Raw genomic sequence first — 15010 nt, 5'->3', positions numbered from 1 at the left:
CAGATGAGTCCGGTTCCGGCTGAAACTGGTGCCGGCTGCACAGTGGAGAACGTGTTCGCTGCAGCGCGCGCACGGCTGCCGGGTGCGGGCCCTGTCCTCGATATCCGCACGAGGGCATTTGAGATTTACGAGCGTGCGGGCCTGCCACGCCGCCGCATCGAGAACCGGAAATACACTGATCCGCGCATGCTGATGCGCGATGTGCTCCCACTCGCCGCGCATCCCGATGCGGCTGCATTGGCGCGGGCGAGAGACGCGGTCCAGCAAGCGGCAATCGAGCGGGCGGCCAAGCTGGTTCTGGTTGACGGCGCCTTCGCGCCTGGACTATCTGATCTCGCCGAGCTCGAAAGTGGCATCGAGCTACGGACGCTGCGCGAAGTTCTGGAGAGCGCGGCCGCAGACGCCATGGCCGGCCTGGTGCTGTCGACGAGGGACGATCCGGTTATTTCGCTCAATACAGCGATGGTGACCGACGGCCTGGTGATGACCGTCGCTGCAGGCAGCGCGTTGAACCGTCCGATCCAGATCATTCACGTCGCAACCGGATCATCGGCATCCAGCTTTACGCGCTCATATCTGCACCTTGGAAACCGCGCGCATGTGGCCCTGGTGGAAAGCTTTGTCACGGCCGAAGGCGCGTCTGGCTACCAGGCCAACGATCTGATGATTGCTTTGCTTGGTGATGAGGCGGTCCTATCGCACCTTCGCGTGGCAGCAGATGCGGCCGATGCCGTGAACATCTCGTCCGGGATCACTGCGGTCGGTGCCAACGCGAAACTCAATTTGTTCAATATGACCGACAGTGGCGCCCTCAGTCGCTATCAAGCATTCATTACGCTGGCGGGCGAAGGAACAGAGCTCTCTGCCAACGGCGTCAACTTGATCAAAAACGAGCAATATGCGGACGCAACGCTCGTCGTCGATCACGCCGCGCCGCATTGCAGGAGCCAGGAGAAGTTCCGCACCGTCGTCAACGATCACGCTCGCTCGGTGTTCCGGGGACGTATCATTGTTCGTCCAGGGGCACGCAGGACTGACGGCAAGCTGACCGCGAGAGCGCTGCTCCTGTCTGACCAGGCCGAGGCTGATCTCAAGCCAGAACTCGAAATCATGGCCGATGACGTTACCTGCGGCCACGGCGCGACACTAGGGACGCTGGACCGGAATCTCCTATTTTATCTGCGCGCTCGTGGTCTGTCCGAATTCGATGCGCAGACGCTGCTGATTGAGGCATTTGTGGGCGAAGCCGTGGAGGAGATCGATAATGACAGCCTGCGCAATTATGCGGTCGGGCAGATCCAGCGCTGGCTGGAGGCGCGGCGATGAGCATGCATCCAGCGGTTAGCTCTGGCGCATATGACGTCGACCGACTGCGTCGCGAGTTTCCCGCGCTGGCCATGATGGTCCATGGCAAGCCATTGGTTTATCTCGATAACGCCGCATCTGCGCAAAAGCCGCAGGCAGTGCTCGACCGCATGATGCAGGCCTACTCCAGCGAATGTGCCAACGTCCATCGCGGATTGCACTATCTCGCCAACGCCGCAACAGAGGCCTATGAGGGCGCGCGTGCCAAGGTGGCAAAGTTCTTAAACGCGCGTCGAACCGAAGAGATTGTCTTTACCCGCAGCGCCACAGAGGCGATCAATCTGGTTGCCCAGAGCTTCGGGCGTGAGCATATCACCCCGGGCGACGAGATCGTCCTCTCGATCATGGAGCACCATGCCAACATCGTGCCCTGGCATTTTCTGAGAGAGCGCCTCGGCGCGGTCATCAAATGGGCGCCAGTGGACGACGATGGTAACTTTCTCCTCGACCAATTCGAAGCGCTTCTGACCGACCGTACCAAGATGGTCGCGGTCACGCAGATGTCTAACGTGCTCGGCACCGTCGTGCCGGTAAAAGAGGTGGTGAGGATCGCACGCGCTCGTGACATTCCCGTGTTGATCGATGGCTCGCAAGGGTGCGTCCATCTAGATGTCGATGTCTGCGACATTGATTGCGATTTCTACGTCATGACCGGTCACAAACTGTATGGTCCCACCGGCATCGGTGTGCTTTACGGAAAATATGCGCATCTCGCCTCGATGCCGCCCTTCAACGGCGGTGGCGAGATGATGCGTGAAGTCTCCCGTGACGGCGTCACTTACGGCGACCCCCCACATAGGTTCGAGGCCGGCACGCCGCCTATCGTCGAGGCGATCGGGCTTGGCGCAGCGACGGACTACATCAATTCGATCGGCAAGGCACAGATCCGCGGGCACGAGCGGTCACTCCTCGCTTATGCGCAGGAGAAGCTGCGGAGCATCAACTCCTTGCGCATCATCGGAACGGCGGCAGAGAAGGGCGCGATCATCTCCTTTGATATGAAAGCCGCGCATGCGCATGATTTTGCCACCCTTATCGATCGCGACGGGGTCGCAGTGCGTGCCGGAGCCCATTGCGCGATGCCGCTGCTCAAGCGCTTTGGCCTGCTTGCAACGTGCCGCGCATCCTTCGGTCTTTATAACACGCATGAAGAGATTGATGTGCTCGCGGGTGCGCTTGTCAAGGCCCAGAAGCTTTTCTCGTAAGGGGGGTAGACCTGCCACGATTTCAGTGGCTGGGCTGCTGACGCGATTGAGTTCACGCCTGCGAGGTGGACAGGTGCAAATGTGCAATTGCGCCGGGTAAGCCGGGTAATGAGCTATGCACGACTGGCCCGAGCGACGATGGATCGTCGTGGCGGCGTCGACAGGACCGACGCCTCTCGGCACTCGGGCATCGTCCAGGTACCCGCAATCCTCGACGGGCTTGTAGCGAATTTAAGACGTCGCCCGGCTGCTGTTGCCGTGTTTCGAACGGAACCAAACGAGGATCTCTCGAGACAGGGAGCGATGTCGGATTCGCAACAATCCTCCACCTCCATCGCAGAAGGAGCGCTAACTGACTGCAAACGCGTCAATTGTGATGCTTACACCGAGCTGGCACGCTGGTTGCAAAAGCTTTGGCCGAAGGCCGGAATCGTAACAGCAAACATCTGAAGGACATCAGCATGAGTCTCGCCACGACCCAGAGCATCGCAGAAATCAGGGCGCGAAACAAAGAGCTGATCGCCGAGGTGCTGAAAGTCTATCCGGAGAAGACCGCGAAACGGCGCGCGAAGCACCTTAACGTTCACGAGAGCGGCAAGTCGGACTGCGGGGTCAAATCCAACATCAAATCCATACCCGGCGTGATGACGATCCGCGGCTGTGCTTACGCGGGCTCCAAGGGCGTCGTCTGGGGGCCGATCAAGGACATGGTGCATATCAGCCACGGTCCGGTCGGCTGTGGCCAGTATTCGTGGGGTTCGCGGCGCAATTATTACGTCGGCACGACGGGCGTCGATACGTTCGTGACCTTGCAATTCACTTCCGACTTCCAGGAAAAGGATATCGTGTTTGGCGGCGATAAGAAGCTCGTCAAAGTCATGGATGAGATAGAGGAGCTGTTCCCGCTCAACAACGGCATGACCATCCAGTCGGAATGTCCGATCGGGTTGATCGGGGACGATATCGAAGCGGTCTCCAGAAATAAGTCCAAGGAATATGGCGGCAAGACGATTGTGCCGGTTCGCTGCGAGGGGTTCCGCGGCGTGTCGCAATCGCTTGGCCACCACATCGCCAACGACGCGGTGCGTGATTGGATATTCGACAAGAGCGGATCGAAAGGCGAACCGAAGTTCGAATCGACGCCTTACGATGTCGCGATCATCGGCGACTACAATATCGGCGGCGATGCCTGGTCATCTCGAATTCTGCTCGAGGAAATGGGCCTGCGCGTGATCGCACAGTGGTCGGGCGACGGGTCGTTGGCGGAGCTCGAGGCTACGCCGAAGGCAAAGCTCAACATTCTGCATTGCTACCGTTCAATGAACTACATCTCGCGTCACATGGAAGAGAAGTTCGGTATTCCCTGGTGCGAGTACAACTTCTTTGGCCCTTCAAAAATTGTAGAATCCCTGCGCAAGATCGCGAGCTACTTCGACGATAAGATCAAGGAGGGTGCCGAGCGGGTGATTGAAAAATACCAGCCGCTGGTGGATGCCGTGATCGCTAAGTATCGCCCGCGCTTGGAAGGCAAGACCGTGATGCTGTTCGTCGGCGGGCTGCGTCCACGTCATGTGATCGGTGCATATGAGGATCTCGGCATGGAGGTCGTCGGCACTGGATACGAGTTCGGTCACAATGACGACTATCAGCGCACCGCCCAGCACTATGTGAAGGACAGCACGCTCATCTACGACGACGTCAATGGCTACGAGTTCGAGCGCTTTGTCGAAAGGATACAGCCCGATCTCGTCGGATCGGGCATCAAGGAAAAATACGTGTTCCAGAAGATGGGTGTGCCGTTCAGGCAGATGCATTCCTGGGACTACTCGGGGCCTTATCATGGCTATGACGGGTTTGCGATCTTCGCGCGCGACATGGACATGGCCGTCAACTCTCCGATCTGGAAGAAGATGAAGGCGCCCTGGAAAGATGTTCCGAGCCGCAATCTGATGGCTGCTGAGTGACGGAACAGATCTCCGCTCTCCGCCGGGAGCTGAGCGACATCAATCACGATATCTAAGAAGGGTCTTACTTATGCCGCAGAGTGCCGAACACGTGCTCGATCACTTCGACCTGTTCCGCGGTCCGGAATACCAGCAGATGCTGGACAACAAGAAGATGTTCGAGAACCGGCGCGATCCCGCCGACGTCGAACGCGTCAGGGAATGGACGAAGACAGCCGAATATCGCGAGAAGAATTTTGCGCGAGAAGCATTGACGGTCAACCCGGCGAAGGCCTGCCAGCCGCTCGGCGCGGTGTTCGCCTCGGTTGGGTTCGAAGGCACGCTGCCCTTCGTGCACGGCTCCCAAGGCTGTGTGGCCTATTACCGAAGCCACCTGTCGCGACACTTCAAGGAGCCAAGCTCCTGCGTCTCCTCGTCGATGACGGAAGACGCTGCCGTATTTGGCGGCCTGAACAACATGATCGACGGGCTGGCCAACAGCTATCATATGTACAAACCCAAGATGATTGCCGTCTCCACCACCTGCATGGCCGAGGTGATCGGCGACGATCTCAATGCCTTCATCAAGACGTCAAAGGAAAAGGGTTCGGTTCCGGCCGACTTCGACGTGCCATTCGCGCACACGCCGGCCTTCGTCGGTAGCCATGTTACCGGCTACGACAATACGCTCAAAGGCATCCTGGAGCATTTTTGGGACGGCAAGGCCGGAACAGCGCCGAAGCTCGAGCGCAGGCCCAACGATAAAATCAACCTCATTGGTGGTTTCGACGGCTATACAGTCGGAAACCTACGCGAGATCAAGCGCATCTTGGACTTGATGGGTATCGAATACACCATCCTCGCCGACAATTCCGACGTGTTCGATACACCGACGGACGGCGAGTTCCGGATGTATGACGGGGGCACCAGATTGGAAGATGCCGCGAAGGCGGTTCATGCCAAGGCAACGATCTCCATGCAGCAGTGGTGCACGGAAAAAACCCTGCCCTTCATCGCCGACCACGGCCAGGAAGTCATGGCCTTCAATTACCCGCTGGGCATTTCCGCAACGGATGAGTTGGTCATGACGCTGTCGCGCATCAGCGGCAAGACCATCCCGGAGGAATTGGCGCGCGAGCGCGGTCGTTTGGTCGATGCGGTCGCTGATTCCAGCACGCACATCCATGGCAAGAAATTCGCGATCTATGGTGATCCAGATCTCTGCTATGGGCTGGCTGCCTTCCTGCTCGAGCTTGGCGCCGAGCCGGTCCATGTGCTGTCCACAAACGGCAACAAGCCCTGGGAGGAGAAAATCCAGGCGCTGTTTGCGAGTTCGCCATTTGGGCAGAATTGCCACGCCTATCCAGGCCGAGACCTCTGGCACATGCGCTCGCTCCTGTTTACTGAACCTGTCGATTTCCTGATCGGAAACACCCACGGGAAGTATTTGGAGCGCGACACAGGCACGCCGCTGATTCGTATCGGCTTTCCAATTTTTGATCGGCATCACCATCACCGCTCTCCGATTTGGGGATACCAGGGCGGCATGAACGTGCTGGTGAAGATCCTCGACAAGATCTTCGACGAGATCGACAGGAAAACCAGCATCCTCGGCAAGACCGACTACAGCTTCGACATCATTCGTTGATCGATGCGCGTGCCATCGCCGGCGAAAGTCGGCGATGGAAGGACACGACCACCTGATCTTGCAGATAGCTTCGGTTGAGAGGGAAGATGTCGATGAGTTCTCTACCGGCTATGGTCCAGGGCATCTTTAACGAACCGGGCTGTGCCAGGAATGCCAACAAGTCGGATGCCGAGCGCAAGAAGGGTTGCACCAAGCAGCTGCAGCCGGGCAGCGCTGCGGGCGGCTGCGCCTTCGACGGCGCAAAGATCGCGCTGCAGCCTTTCACCGACGTAGCTCACCTGGTGCACGGTCCGATCGCGTGCGAAGGCAATTCGTGGGACAACCGGGGTGCGGCGTCTTCGGGCTCAAGCCTGTGGCGTAGCGGATTTACAACCGACATGACGGAAACCGACGTCGTATTTGGAGGCGAGAAGCGACTCTACAAGGCGATCAAGGAGATCGTCGACAAATGCGACCCGCCCGCCATCTTCGTCTATCAGACCTGTATTCCCGCCATGATAGGCGATGATATCGATGCGGTCTGCAAGTCTGCATCGCAAAAATTCGGCAAGCCGATTATCCCCGTCAATGCGCCGGGCTTCGTCGGTTCCAAGAATCTCGGCAACAAGCTGGCCGGCGAGGCTTTGCTCGAGCATGTCATTGGAACGCAGGAGCCGGAGTACACGACGCCGTACGACATCAATCTGATCGGGGAGTACAATCTGTCCGGGGAGCTTTGGCAGGTCAAGCCGCTGCTGGACGAACTGGGAATCCGCATTCTCTCCTGCATTTCAGGTGATGGCAGATACCGCGAAGTCGCCTCGTCGCATCGGGCGCGCGCGGCCATGCTGGTCTGTTCGAAAGCGATGATCAATGTCGCGCGGAAGATGGAACAGCGCTATGGCATCCCGTTTTTCGAAGGTTCATTCTACGGTATCCAGGATTCCAGTGATTCATTGCGGCAGATTGCGCGGCTCTTGGTCGAGCGCGGCGCAGCGGAAGAGCTGATTGCGCGTACCGAGGCGGTGATCGTGCGCGAAGAGGCGCGGGCATGGGCAGCCATTGAGCCGTATAAGCCGCGCTTCAAGGGCAAGAAGGTCTTGTTGATCACGGGCGGCGTCAAATCCTGGTCAGTCGTCGCCGCATTGCAGGAGGCCGGCCTCGAGCTGGTCGGAACCAGCGTCAAGAAATCCACCAGTGAAGACAAGGAGCGCATCAAGGAGTTGCTGAGACACGATGCCCATATGATCGAGGACATGCCGCCGCGTGAGATGTACAAAATGCTGAAGGATGCGAAAGCGGACATCATGCTCTCAGGCGGAAAGTCCCAGTTCGTCGCACTCAAAGCGGCGATGCCATGGCTCGACATCAATCAGGAGCGTTGCCACGCCTATCTGGGCTACGTTGGAATGGTCAAGCTGGTTTCAGAGATTGACAAATCGCTGTCAAACCCGATGTGGGAACAGCTGCGTCGACCGGCGCCCTGGGACGCGTTGGCGAGGGCGTTGCAGACGCATTCCCAGAGTCCTGACTCCGTCTCCGATCCGGCGCTCAAGCAGACGTCGCACCGCGCGAAGAAGATCTGCTTCTGCAATACAGTCGAGCTTGGCACGATCGAGGATGCCATTCGTTCGCGTGGCCTGACCAGCGTCGAGGCAGTCAGACAGCACACCAATGCGGTCGGCGGCTGCTGCAGACGCCGCATCGAGAACCTTCTGGCCTCTTCTCCGTCCGCAATGCAGGCCGCGGAATAGGACGCTGTCATGGCTACCGTCTCGATGCCGAAGAAGGCCTGCGCGGTCAATCCGCTGAAGATGAGCCAGCCGATCGGTGGCGCATTCGCCTTCATGGGGCTTCGTGGAGCGATGCCACTGCTGCACGGCTCCCAAGGCTGCACGTCGTTCGGGCTGACGCTGTTTGTGCGGCATTTCAAGGAGGCGGTACCGCTGCAGACCACCGCCATGAGCGAGGTCGCGACCGTTCTCGGCGGCTATGACAATCTCGAGCAGGCGATCCTCAATATCTATAATCGCACCAAGCCAAAGCTCATCGGGATTTGCTCGACCGGAGTGACCGAAACCAATGGTGATGATGTTGACGCCTATATCAAGCTGATCCGAGACAAACATCCGCAAGTCGCCAAGTTGCCTCTGGTCTATGTCTCGACGCCCGATTTCAAAGACGCGTTCCAGGATGGCTGGGAGAAGGCCGTGACGCGCATTGTCGAGGTGCTGGTGGAGCCGCGTGCGGTCAAGGCGCCGCGCAATCCCTCGCAAGTAAATGTGCTTCCAGGATGCCACCTCACGCCGGGTGATCTGGATGAACTCAGGGTCATGCTGGAGGATTTCGGGCTACAGCCATCCTTTCTGCCCGATCTGGCGGGATCGCTAGATGGGCATATCCCTGACGAGTTTACGCCAACAACCATCGGCGGCATTGGGGTCGACGAAGTCGCCAACATGGGCCGGGCCGGCTGGACCATCGCAATCGGTGCGCAGATGCGGCGCGCGGCGGAAGCCATGCAAGCCAAGACCGGCGTGCCATTTCGCCTGTTCGAGCGGCTGTGCGGCTTGATTCCCAACGACGAATTCATCGCGTTTCTGAGCGAAATCAGCGGTCGTCCGATACCACCGAAGTATCGACGCCAGCGCGGACAGCTCGCTGATGCGATGCTGGATGCGCACTTCCATATCGGCGGCCGTAGACTTGCGATCGGTGCCGAGCCGGACCTGTTGTTCGACCTGTCCAGCATGCTGCACGAGATGGGCGCGCAGGTGGAGGCAGCCGTCACGACGACACAGTCGGCGGTGCTAAAGAAGATCAGGACCAGCGAGGTGCTGGTTGGCGATCTCGAGGATCTGGAAACGTTGGCCAAGACCAGGAACTGCGATTTGCTGATCACCCATTCGCATGGCCGGCAAGCCGCGGCGCGGCTGAAGATTCCGTTTTATCGCGCGGGCTTTCCGATGTTCGATCGGATTGGCGCCGGACATCAATTGTCCGTCGGCTATCGCGGCACGCGCGACCTTATCTTCGATATCGCCAATCTCGTGATTGCCGACCGCGAGGAGAATCATCAGCCAACGCCGGATCGCTGGCGAATCTCGGCACTGCCGTCAAAGTCCGGCCGCCGTAATGGCTTCATCGAGGCGACAGAGAGGTCGATGGCATGAGAGTGGCATTCGCGACCCAGGACCTGAGGCGCGTTGACGCGCATTTTGGCTGGGCCAGAAACATTGTGATTTACGATGTCGCGCCAGGCGGGCACGTGTTTTTGAAGGCCATCCAGTTCGACGGCGATCTCAAGGAAGACGGCAACGAGGACAAGCTTGCGCCGAAGATCGAGGCAATCAAGGATTGCGCCATCCTCTATGTCGGTGCCATCGGCGGCTCTGCCGCCGCGCGTGTGGTGGCCAACAAGATCCATCCCATCAAGGTCAACAAGCCCGAGAACATCCTCGGGTTGCTCGAAAAGCTCCAGCGCGTCCTGAAAGGGACGCCACCTCCCTGGCTGCGGAAGGCCTTGGCGAAGGACCGCAAGCGCACGTTCGACCTTGACGAGTGAGGACGAGTTGACTGTGGCTGCAGAAACGGTGCAATCCGAAACCGCGCTCGACGCTCCGTTCGTCAAAGAACTGCTCAAGGTTTGGCGCGCTGAGGAGACCAACGCAGCGTGGGAGAGCAAGAGCGATCTCGAACTCCTCGAACCTTACGTTCTGGATAAAGCGAAGCGGCGTGAGTTGCCAATTGTCGGCGATCCCGATCCCGATACGGTCTGGCGGTTGGAGCTATTCTTCAATGCGGTCGCGCTCTCGATCGAAAAGGCGACCGGTGTGATGATCCAGCCGATGCTGAAGATGCACCATGAAGGTTTTGGCCGCATGGTGCTGATCGGCGGGCGGCTGATTGTGGTGAACAAGCAGTTGCGCGACGTCCACCGCTTCGGCTTCGACAATTTCGCAAAACTCGCAGACGAGGGAGGAAAGTATATCGGAGACGGGATCAGGATGATTCAGAAATTCCCTGACGTGGCGAATTATTGAGGGCGGCTCATGAGCGATCGTGAAACACTGAAAGCAGAGTTGAAGAGGCTGTCGGCTAAGGCGCTGCAGGCCAAAATGGATCTGCACGACCTTTCGGAGGAGTTACCCGTTAACTGGACCTCGATCATCGCGGTGGCGCGGAAGGCGCACGATGCCTACGCCGAACTCGAGCGCAAGAGCCAGGATCTGAAGCGGCTAGAGAAAGCTTAAAAGGATATCGGATCATGTCACTTACCACGCGCGACGGCCGGAACTGGACGCCGGACTACCTGAATTCAATCGACGCCAAGAAATGCATCGGCTGCGGCCGCTGCTTCAAGGTCTGTGGTCGTGACGTCATGACGCTGAAGGGGATCAACGAGGAAGGCGAACTTGTCGACCTCGACGATGATGACGATGAGATCGAGAAGAAAATCATGGTGATGAACGATCAGGGCGCCTGTATCGGCTGCGGCGCCTGCGCCAGGGTTTGTCCCGCCAACTGCCAGTCGCACGTCTGCGGCGCTGCGGCAGCGGCTTGAGCGCGCTGTGTCCAGCTCTCCCAGACGTCGCGCAATAGTTGAAGCAAATCCGCTCGCCTATCATTTCTAGCCGGCGCTGAAGGCAAGTTGCCCTTGTCCTATCGCACGAGTCGACTTTGGCCGATGAGCGCTCTCGGGCGAGCCCGGGCCGTCTGCAGAGTCTAAACAGCCCGGATTGCTGGTGATGCCATGGCCGGTGGACCGTCGTTGTGCGATCGGTAGCCCACGGCAAAGGCATCTGATGGCTAAGGCGCGCACGGTCGCAAAATCGACAGTGGCTCAATCACGACTTTGGCAATGAGGAAGCATCGTCATGTGGTCGGTGTCGTGGCATCAAGGATCGGTCAGGGCAACTTGAGATCAGCCCGGAGTGAGGCACGCGCCGGGGAACGAGCGCGTTGCCGATGCGTTTCGGTATGATGCTGAGAGCGTCCGGTTACATTTCAAAATCAACTGGTGTCGAGGCCTGCCTGTATCAGCGCTGGCACTTATGTTCGGATATCGTTGTCCTGGAGCCGTCTCGCCCGCTACGCTCAGTCAAAAGAGCAGCCGCCAATCGCCGCGTCGCCGCGATTGAGTAGCACCGATGTGCGCGACACTTGATGGCATCGTGTCAGGTTATTGTAAGCTAGGCCTTCTATCCCTGTCGGCGAGCTCGATCGGCACGGGCTCAGGTGCAAGAAACCATGCCGACAGGAAAGTTGAATCTGATGTATGGACGAATTGTTGGCTCATCGAGCCAGTCCGCCGGCGCTAGCCAAGCTGACGAAGCCGGTCCGTCGTCAGATAGTGGCCGCTTTGCGGATACGCTTGCAGGCATGCATCCGGGTAGTTCGTCGTCGGCTGCAACATATTCTCTCGATCCTCGCGCCCCGATCGTGGAGATCAAAAGGAGTTCCTGGAAAAGAGAGGTGAAAGCCTTTCATGGCAATGACATCAAGAGCATCGCTGAGAATCCACAAGAGTACTCCGATTTTGTATCCAAGAAAGCTGTTCGCACAGCAACGGTTGCTAAGCTGTACGGTGGCACTGACGAGGACGGAGATGAGACGCGATATTTCAGCTATCAGCTGGGAGACAAAAGTGTCGGGCTTCTCAGGACAGAAGGTGGATTCCGTATCAAGGCTGATCAATTTCGCGAGCAGTTTCCGGGGCGAAAGGGGATTACGTCTGTCGTCGACTTGAGGATCACGCATCCGCTCGTCGAGAACGCTGGCGACATCCTGCTGGAACATCAACTTCGGCTTGACGGCGAGCGCGCGTTGGTCATGTCGCGTCCTGCCCTTGCCGGTATGGAACCGCGTTTGGCAGAGATGGGTTTCGTCCACTTGGGTGACTTGGGTGAGCCACTGGGCAACAACTGCTGGGTGCTTGACCCTAACCAGAGCGATAAATGGACGAAGAACTCCGAAGGAAAATGGCAGCGGGCAGGCAAACCTGAGATGTATCTTTCAAAGATGGAAAGCGGTGATGTCGATACAGAAGCAAGCAGCGAAGCCGAGCTGAGCGAAACGGATAGTGAGGCGTCATCATCTGATGATGATCTTTCTTGGTATTTTCTGCAGAGGATGAATCTGGCCTGAGGAGGAAAGGCGGGAGCGCTCACCAGGGGCGAGCGCTCCCGCCTATGCCGCAGTCGCCGGCATGAATGCGACCGCACTCGCAAATTCCAGATGACTGCCACGGATGGTAAAGGAGGAGGGGATGTTCCGCTCAAGTCGAATCCATTTCGTCTCGAGCATGATCTGAACCCGAAGGTCGTGTCAGCGCAGAGTGCGCCGCGGTTTTGTCTCGCAACAAGCACGAAGCGGAGATCATACTCGAACAACAGCCCCTTGGCCAAACAGCGTCGGCTGCGCGACCGGCGCGCTCCTGGGCCTCAACCGCGGCGACCGCCGTCATGTTGAGCACATCGCGCGCCGTCACGCCGGAGGGGAGGATGTGAGCCGGCCGCGCCGGTCCGATTAGAATCGGGCCGACCGGCAAGGCATTTCCCAGCACCTTGATGGTCTGATAGGCGATGTTGGCGGCGTCCAGCGTCGGCATGATCAGGATGTTGGCCTCGCCCTCCAGCCGCGACTGCGGCAGCACGGCCTTGCGCGCGATCTCCGAGAGCGCGGTGTCGGCCTGCATCTCGCCGTCGGCCTCGATCTCCGGATGCCTGTCCTTGAGGAGCTGCGTGGCGCGGCGCATCTTGCGCGCCGAGTCGGTGTCGTAGCTTCCGAAGTCGGAGTGCGAGACGAAGGCGACCTTGGGCTTGAAGGCGAAGCGCTGGGCGTGAACCGCGGCCAGTGACGCCACCTCGGCGAGTTCCTCGGCGCTGGGATTCGGCCGAACCTGGGTGTCGGCGAGGAAATAGGCGCCCTTGGTCGTGATCATCAGCGACAGCGCCGCGTAGTCGTTGATCCCCGGCAGGAAGCCGATGATTTCACGGACATGGCGCAGATGGCTCATGAAGCGGCCCTCGACCCCGCACAGCATCGCATCGGCCTCGCCGCGCGACACCGCGAGCGCCGCGATGACCGTGTTGTTGGTGCGGACCACCGTGCGCGCCGCGTCGGGCGTCACGCCGCGCCGGCCGGCGACGTCGATATAGGACTGCACATAGGAGCGGTAACGCGGATCGTCCTCGGGATTGATCAGGTCGAAGTCGCGGCCGGCCTTGATCGCGAGGCCGAAGCGCTTGATCCGGGTCTCCACCACCGACGGACGTCCGACCAGGATCGGCCGCGCCAGCTTCTCCTCGAGCACCACCTGGGTGGCGCGCAGCACGCGCTCGTCCTCGCCTTCGGCGTAGATCACGCGCACCGGCTGGGTCTTCGCCTTGGCGAACACCGGCTTCATGGTGATGCCGGAACGGAACGCATAGCGCTGCAGCTCGGCGCAGTACTCATCGAAGTTCTTGATCGGCCGGGTCGCAACGCCGGATTCGATCGCGGCCTTGGCCACCGCCGGCGCGATGCGCAGGATCAGGCGCGGGTCGAACGGGCTCGGGATCAGCGAGCCCGGACCGAACCCCTGGGTCTCGGTGCTCTCGAAGCCATGGGCCACGGCGTCCGACGGCGGATCGCGCGCGAGCTGCGCGATCGCATCGACCGCGGCATGCTTCATCGCCTCGTTGATCGCGGTGGCGCCGACATCGAGCGCGCCGCGGAAGATGAACGGGAAGCACAGGACATTGTTGACCTGGTTCGGGAAGTCCGACCGTCCGGTGCAGATCATGGCGTCGGGCCGCGCCTGGCGCGCCTCGTCCGGCATGATCTCCGGCACCGGATTGGCGAGCGCCATCACCAGCGGCTGGTCCGCCATCTGCTTGACCATCTCGGACTTGAGCACGCCCGGTGCGGACAGGCCGATGAAGATGTCGGCGCCGGGAATGACGTCCGCCAGCACACGCGCGTTGGTCGTCTGCGTATAGACCGCCTTCCAGCGGTCCATCGTGGTGTTGCGGCCCTCATAGACGACGCCGTCGATATCGCAGACCCAGATGTTCTTGCGCTGCGCGCCCATCGAGACCAACAAATTGAGAGTTGCGATCGCGGCCGCCCCCGCGCCCGAGCAGACGATCTTCACATCGGCAAGCTTCTTGCCGTTCAGCAGCAGCCCGTTGACGATCGCGGCCGCGACGATGATCGCGGTGCCGTGCTGGTCGTCATGGAACACCGGGATCTTCATGCGCTCCTTGAGCTGTGCCTCGATCTCGAAGCACTCCGGGCCGCGGATGTCCTCCAGATTGATGCCGCCGAAGGTCGGCTCCAGCGCCGCGACCGTTTCGACCACGCGCTCGATCGTGTCGGCCTTGATCTCGATGTCGAACACGTCGATGCCGGCGAACTTCTTGAACAGCACCGCCTTGCCTTCCACCACCGGCTTCGAGGCCAGCGGGCCGATATTGCCGAGGCCGAGCACCGCGGTGCCGTTCGACACCACCGCCACCAGATTGGCGCGGGCGGTTAACGTGGCGGCCTCGGCCGGGTTGGTGGCGATCTCGGTGCAGGCGGCGGCGACGCCTGGCGAATAGGCCAGCGCCAGGTCGCGCTGGTTGGCGAGCGGCTTGATCGCCTGAATTTCGAGTTTGCCCGGCCGCGGCAGGCGGTGATAGGCGAGCGCCGCGTTGTGGAGTTCTTCAGACGATGACGACATGCACTCCCCCCTCGGCCCCGCACTGAAATTCGGTGGCCGGACGTAAGACTTAAGGCAAAAGCGGGATGACAGGTATGCCGCGAACGACCGCTGTATTCAGCTCATCCAGCAAGTAGTCGGCAAAAACCGGAATATGGACGGAAGTCCGAGGAAGTACGCTTGA

The 15010-nt window shown here is 59.7% G+C and carries 11 protein-coding genes and 1 pseudogene; 11 read left to right on the top strand and 1 reads right to left on the bottom strand.

Annotated elements, in window-relative coordinates:
* Positions 1-3: 3 nt before the first annotated feature.
* The 11 genes from sufD to MTX23_RS28515 all read left to right on the top strand — a co-directional run bounded on the left by sufD (position 4) and on the right by MTX23_RS28515 (position 12287).
* Positions 4-1326: a Fe-S cluster assembly protein SufD gene (gene sufD, locus MTX23_RS28565; RefSeq protein WP_280978238.1), complete on the top strand. Its 1323-nt coding sequence runs from the start codon at positions 4-6 to the stop codon at positions 1324-1326.
* Between the two features lie 2 nt (positions 1327-1328).
* On the top strand, positions 1329-2570 hold the full coding sequence (locus MTX23_RS28560; protein WP_280978237.1) for a cysteine desulfurase: 1242 nt from the start codon (positions 1329-1331) through the stop codon (positions 2568-2570).
* A 461-nt stretch (positions 2571-3031) separates the two neighbouring features.
* Positions 3032-4534 (top strand): nitrogenase molybdenum-iron protein alpha chain, encoded by a 1503-nt coding sequence (nifD, locus tag MTX23_RS28555; protein WP_280973459.1) that lies wholly within the window; start codon positions 3032-3034, stop codon positions 4532-4534.
* 70 nt (positions 4535-4604) lie between these two features.
* Positions 4605-6161, top strand: a complete 1557-nt coding sequence (nifK, locus tag MTX23_RS28550) for a nitrogenase molybdenum-iron protein subunit beta (protein WP_280973458.1) — start codon at positions 4605-4607, stop codon at positions 6159-6161.
* 92 nt (positions 6162-6253) lie between these two features.
* Positions 6254-7894: a nitrogenase iron-molybdenum cofactor biosynthesis protein NifE gene (gene nifE / locus MTX23_RS28545; protein ID WP_280978236.1), complete on the top strand. Its 1641-nt coding sequence runs from the start codon at positions 6254-6256 to the stop codon at positions 7892-7894.
* Between the two features lie 9 nt (positions 7895-7903).
* Positions 7904-9313, top strand: coding sequence for a nitrogenase iron-molybdenum cofactor biosynthesis protein NifN (gene nifN, locus MTX23_RS28540; RefSeq protein WP_280973457.1), 1410 nt, complete (start codon positions 7904-7906; stop codon positions 9311-9313).
* Positions 9310-9705, top strand: a complete 396-nt coding sequence (gene nifX / locus MTX23_RS28535; RefSeq protein ID WP_280973456.1) for a nitrogen fixation protein NifX — start codon at positions 9310-9312, stop codon at positions 9703-9705. Before nifN ends, nifX begins: the two co-directional genes overlap by 4 nt.
* A gap of 7 nt (positions 9706-9712) precedes the next feature.
* Positions 9713-10183: a NifX-associated nitrogen fixation protein gene (locus MTX23_RS28530; protein WP_280978235.1), complete on the top strand. Its 471-nt coding sequence runs from the start codon at positions 9713-9715 to the stop codon at positions 10181-10183.
* Positions 10184-10192: 9 nt separating this feature from the next.
* On the top strand, positions 10193-10393 hold the full coding sequence (locus MTX23_RS28525) for a CCE_0567 family metalloprotein (RefSeq protein WP_280973455.1): 201 nt from the start codon (positions 10193-10195) through the stop codon (positions 10391-10393).
* Between the two features lie 14 nt (positions 10394-10407).
* Positions 10408-10704: a ferredoxin III, nif-specific gene (gene fdxB, locus MTX23_RS28520; RefSeq protein WP_280973454.1), complete on the top strand. Its 297-nt coding sequence runs from the start codon at positions 10408-10410 to the stop codon at positions 10702-10704.
* Between the two features lie 686 nt (positions 10705-11390).
* A complete protein-coding gene (locus tag MTX23_RS28515) occupies positions 11391-12287 on the top strand; it encodes a host specificity protein (RefSeq protein WP_280973453.1) in 897 nt (298 codons plus the stop codon).
* Positions 12288-12518: 231 nt separating this feature from the next.
* Here MTX23_RS28515 and MTX23_RS28510 read toward each other — a convergent pair.
* Positions 12519-14847, bottom strand: a pseudogene (locus tag MTX23_RS28510) (NADP-dependent malic enzyme).
* Positions 14848-15010: the final 163 nt, after the last annotated feature.

It is taken from the genome of Bradyrhizobium sp. ISRA436, from assembly GCF_029910015.1.
Lineage (GTDB): Bacteria > Pseudomonadota > Alphaproteobacteria > Rhizobiales > Xanthobacteraceae > Bradyrhizobium.
The sequence above is the reverse complement of the archived record's forward strand: the minus strand, read 5'-3'. Positions and strand labels throughout refer to the sequence as shown.

Bases quoted from the DNA above. Each gene is read 5' to 3' on its own strand.
- sufD (WP_280978238.1), top strand. From the start codon at position 4: ATGAGTCCGGTTCCGGCTGAAACTGGTGCCGGCTGCACAGTGGAGAAC.
- MTX23_RS28560 (WP_280978237.1), top strand. From the start codon at position 1,329: ATGCATCCAGCGGTTAGCTCTGGCGCATATGACGTCGACCGACTGCGT.
- nifD (WP_280973459.1), top strand. From the start codon at position 3,032: ATGAGTCTCGCCACGACCCAGAGCATCGCAGAAATCAGGGCGCGAAAC.
- nifK (WP_280973458.1), top strand. From the start codon at position 4,605: ATGCCGCAGAGTGCCGAACACGTGCTCGATCACTTCGACCTGTTCCGC.
- nifE (WP_280978236.1), top strand. From the start codon at position 6,254: ATGAGTTCTCTACCGGCTATGGTCCAGGGCATCTTTAACGAACCGGGC.
- nifN (WP_280973457.1), top strand. From the start codon at position 7,904: ATGGCTACCGTCTCGATGCCGAAGAAGGCCTGCGCGGTCAATCCGCTG.
- nifX (WP_280973456.1), top strand. From the start codon at position 9,310: ATGAGAGTGGCATTCGCGACCCAGGACCTGAGGCGCGTTGACGCGCAT.
- MTX23_RS28525 (WP_280973455.1), top strand. From the start codon at position 10,193: ATGAGCGATCGTGAAACACTGAAAGCAGAGTTGAAGAGGCTGTCGGCT.
- fdxB (WP_280973454.1), top strand. From the start codon at position 10,408: ATGTCACTTACCACGCGCGACGGCCGGAACTGGACGCCGGACTACCTG.
- MTX23_RS28515 (WP_280973453.1), top strand. From the start codon at position 11,391: ATGCCGACAGGAAAGTTGAATCTGATGTATGGACGAATTGTTGGCTCA.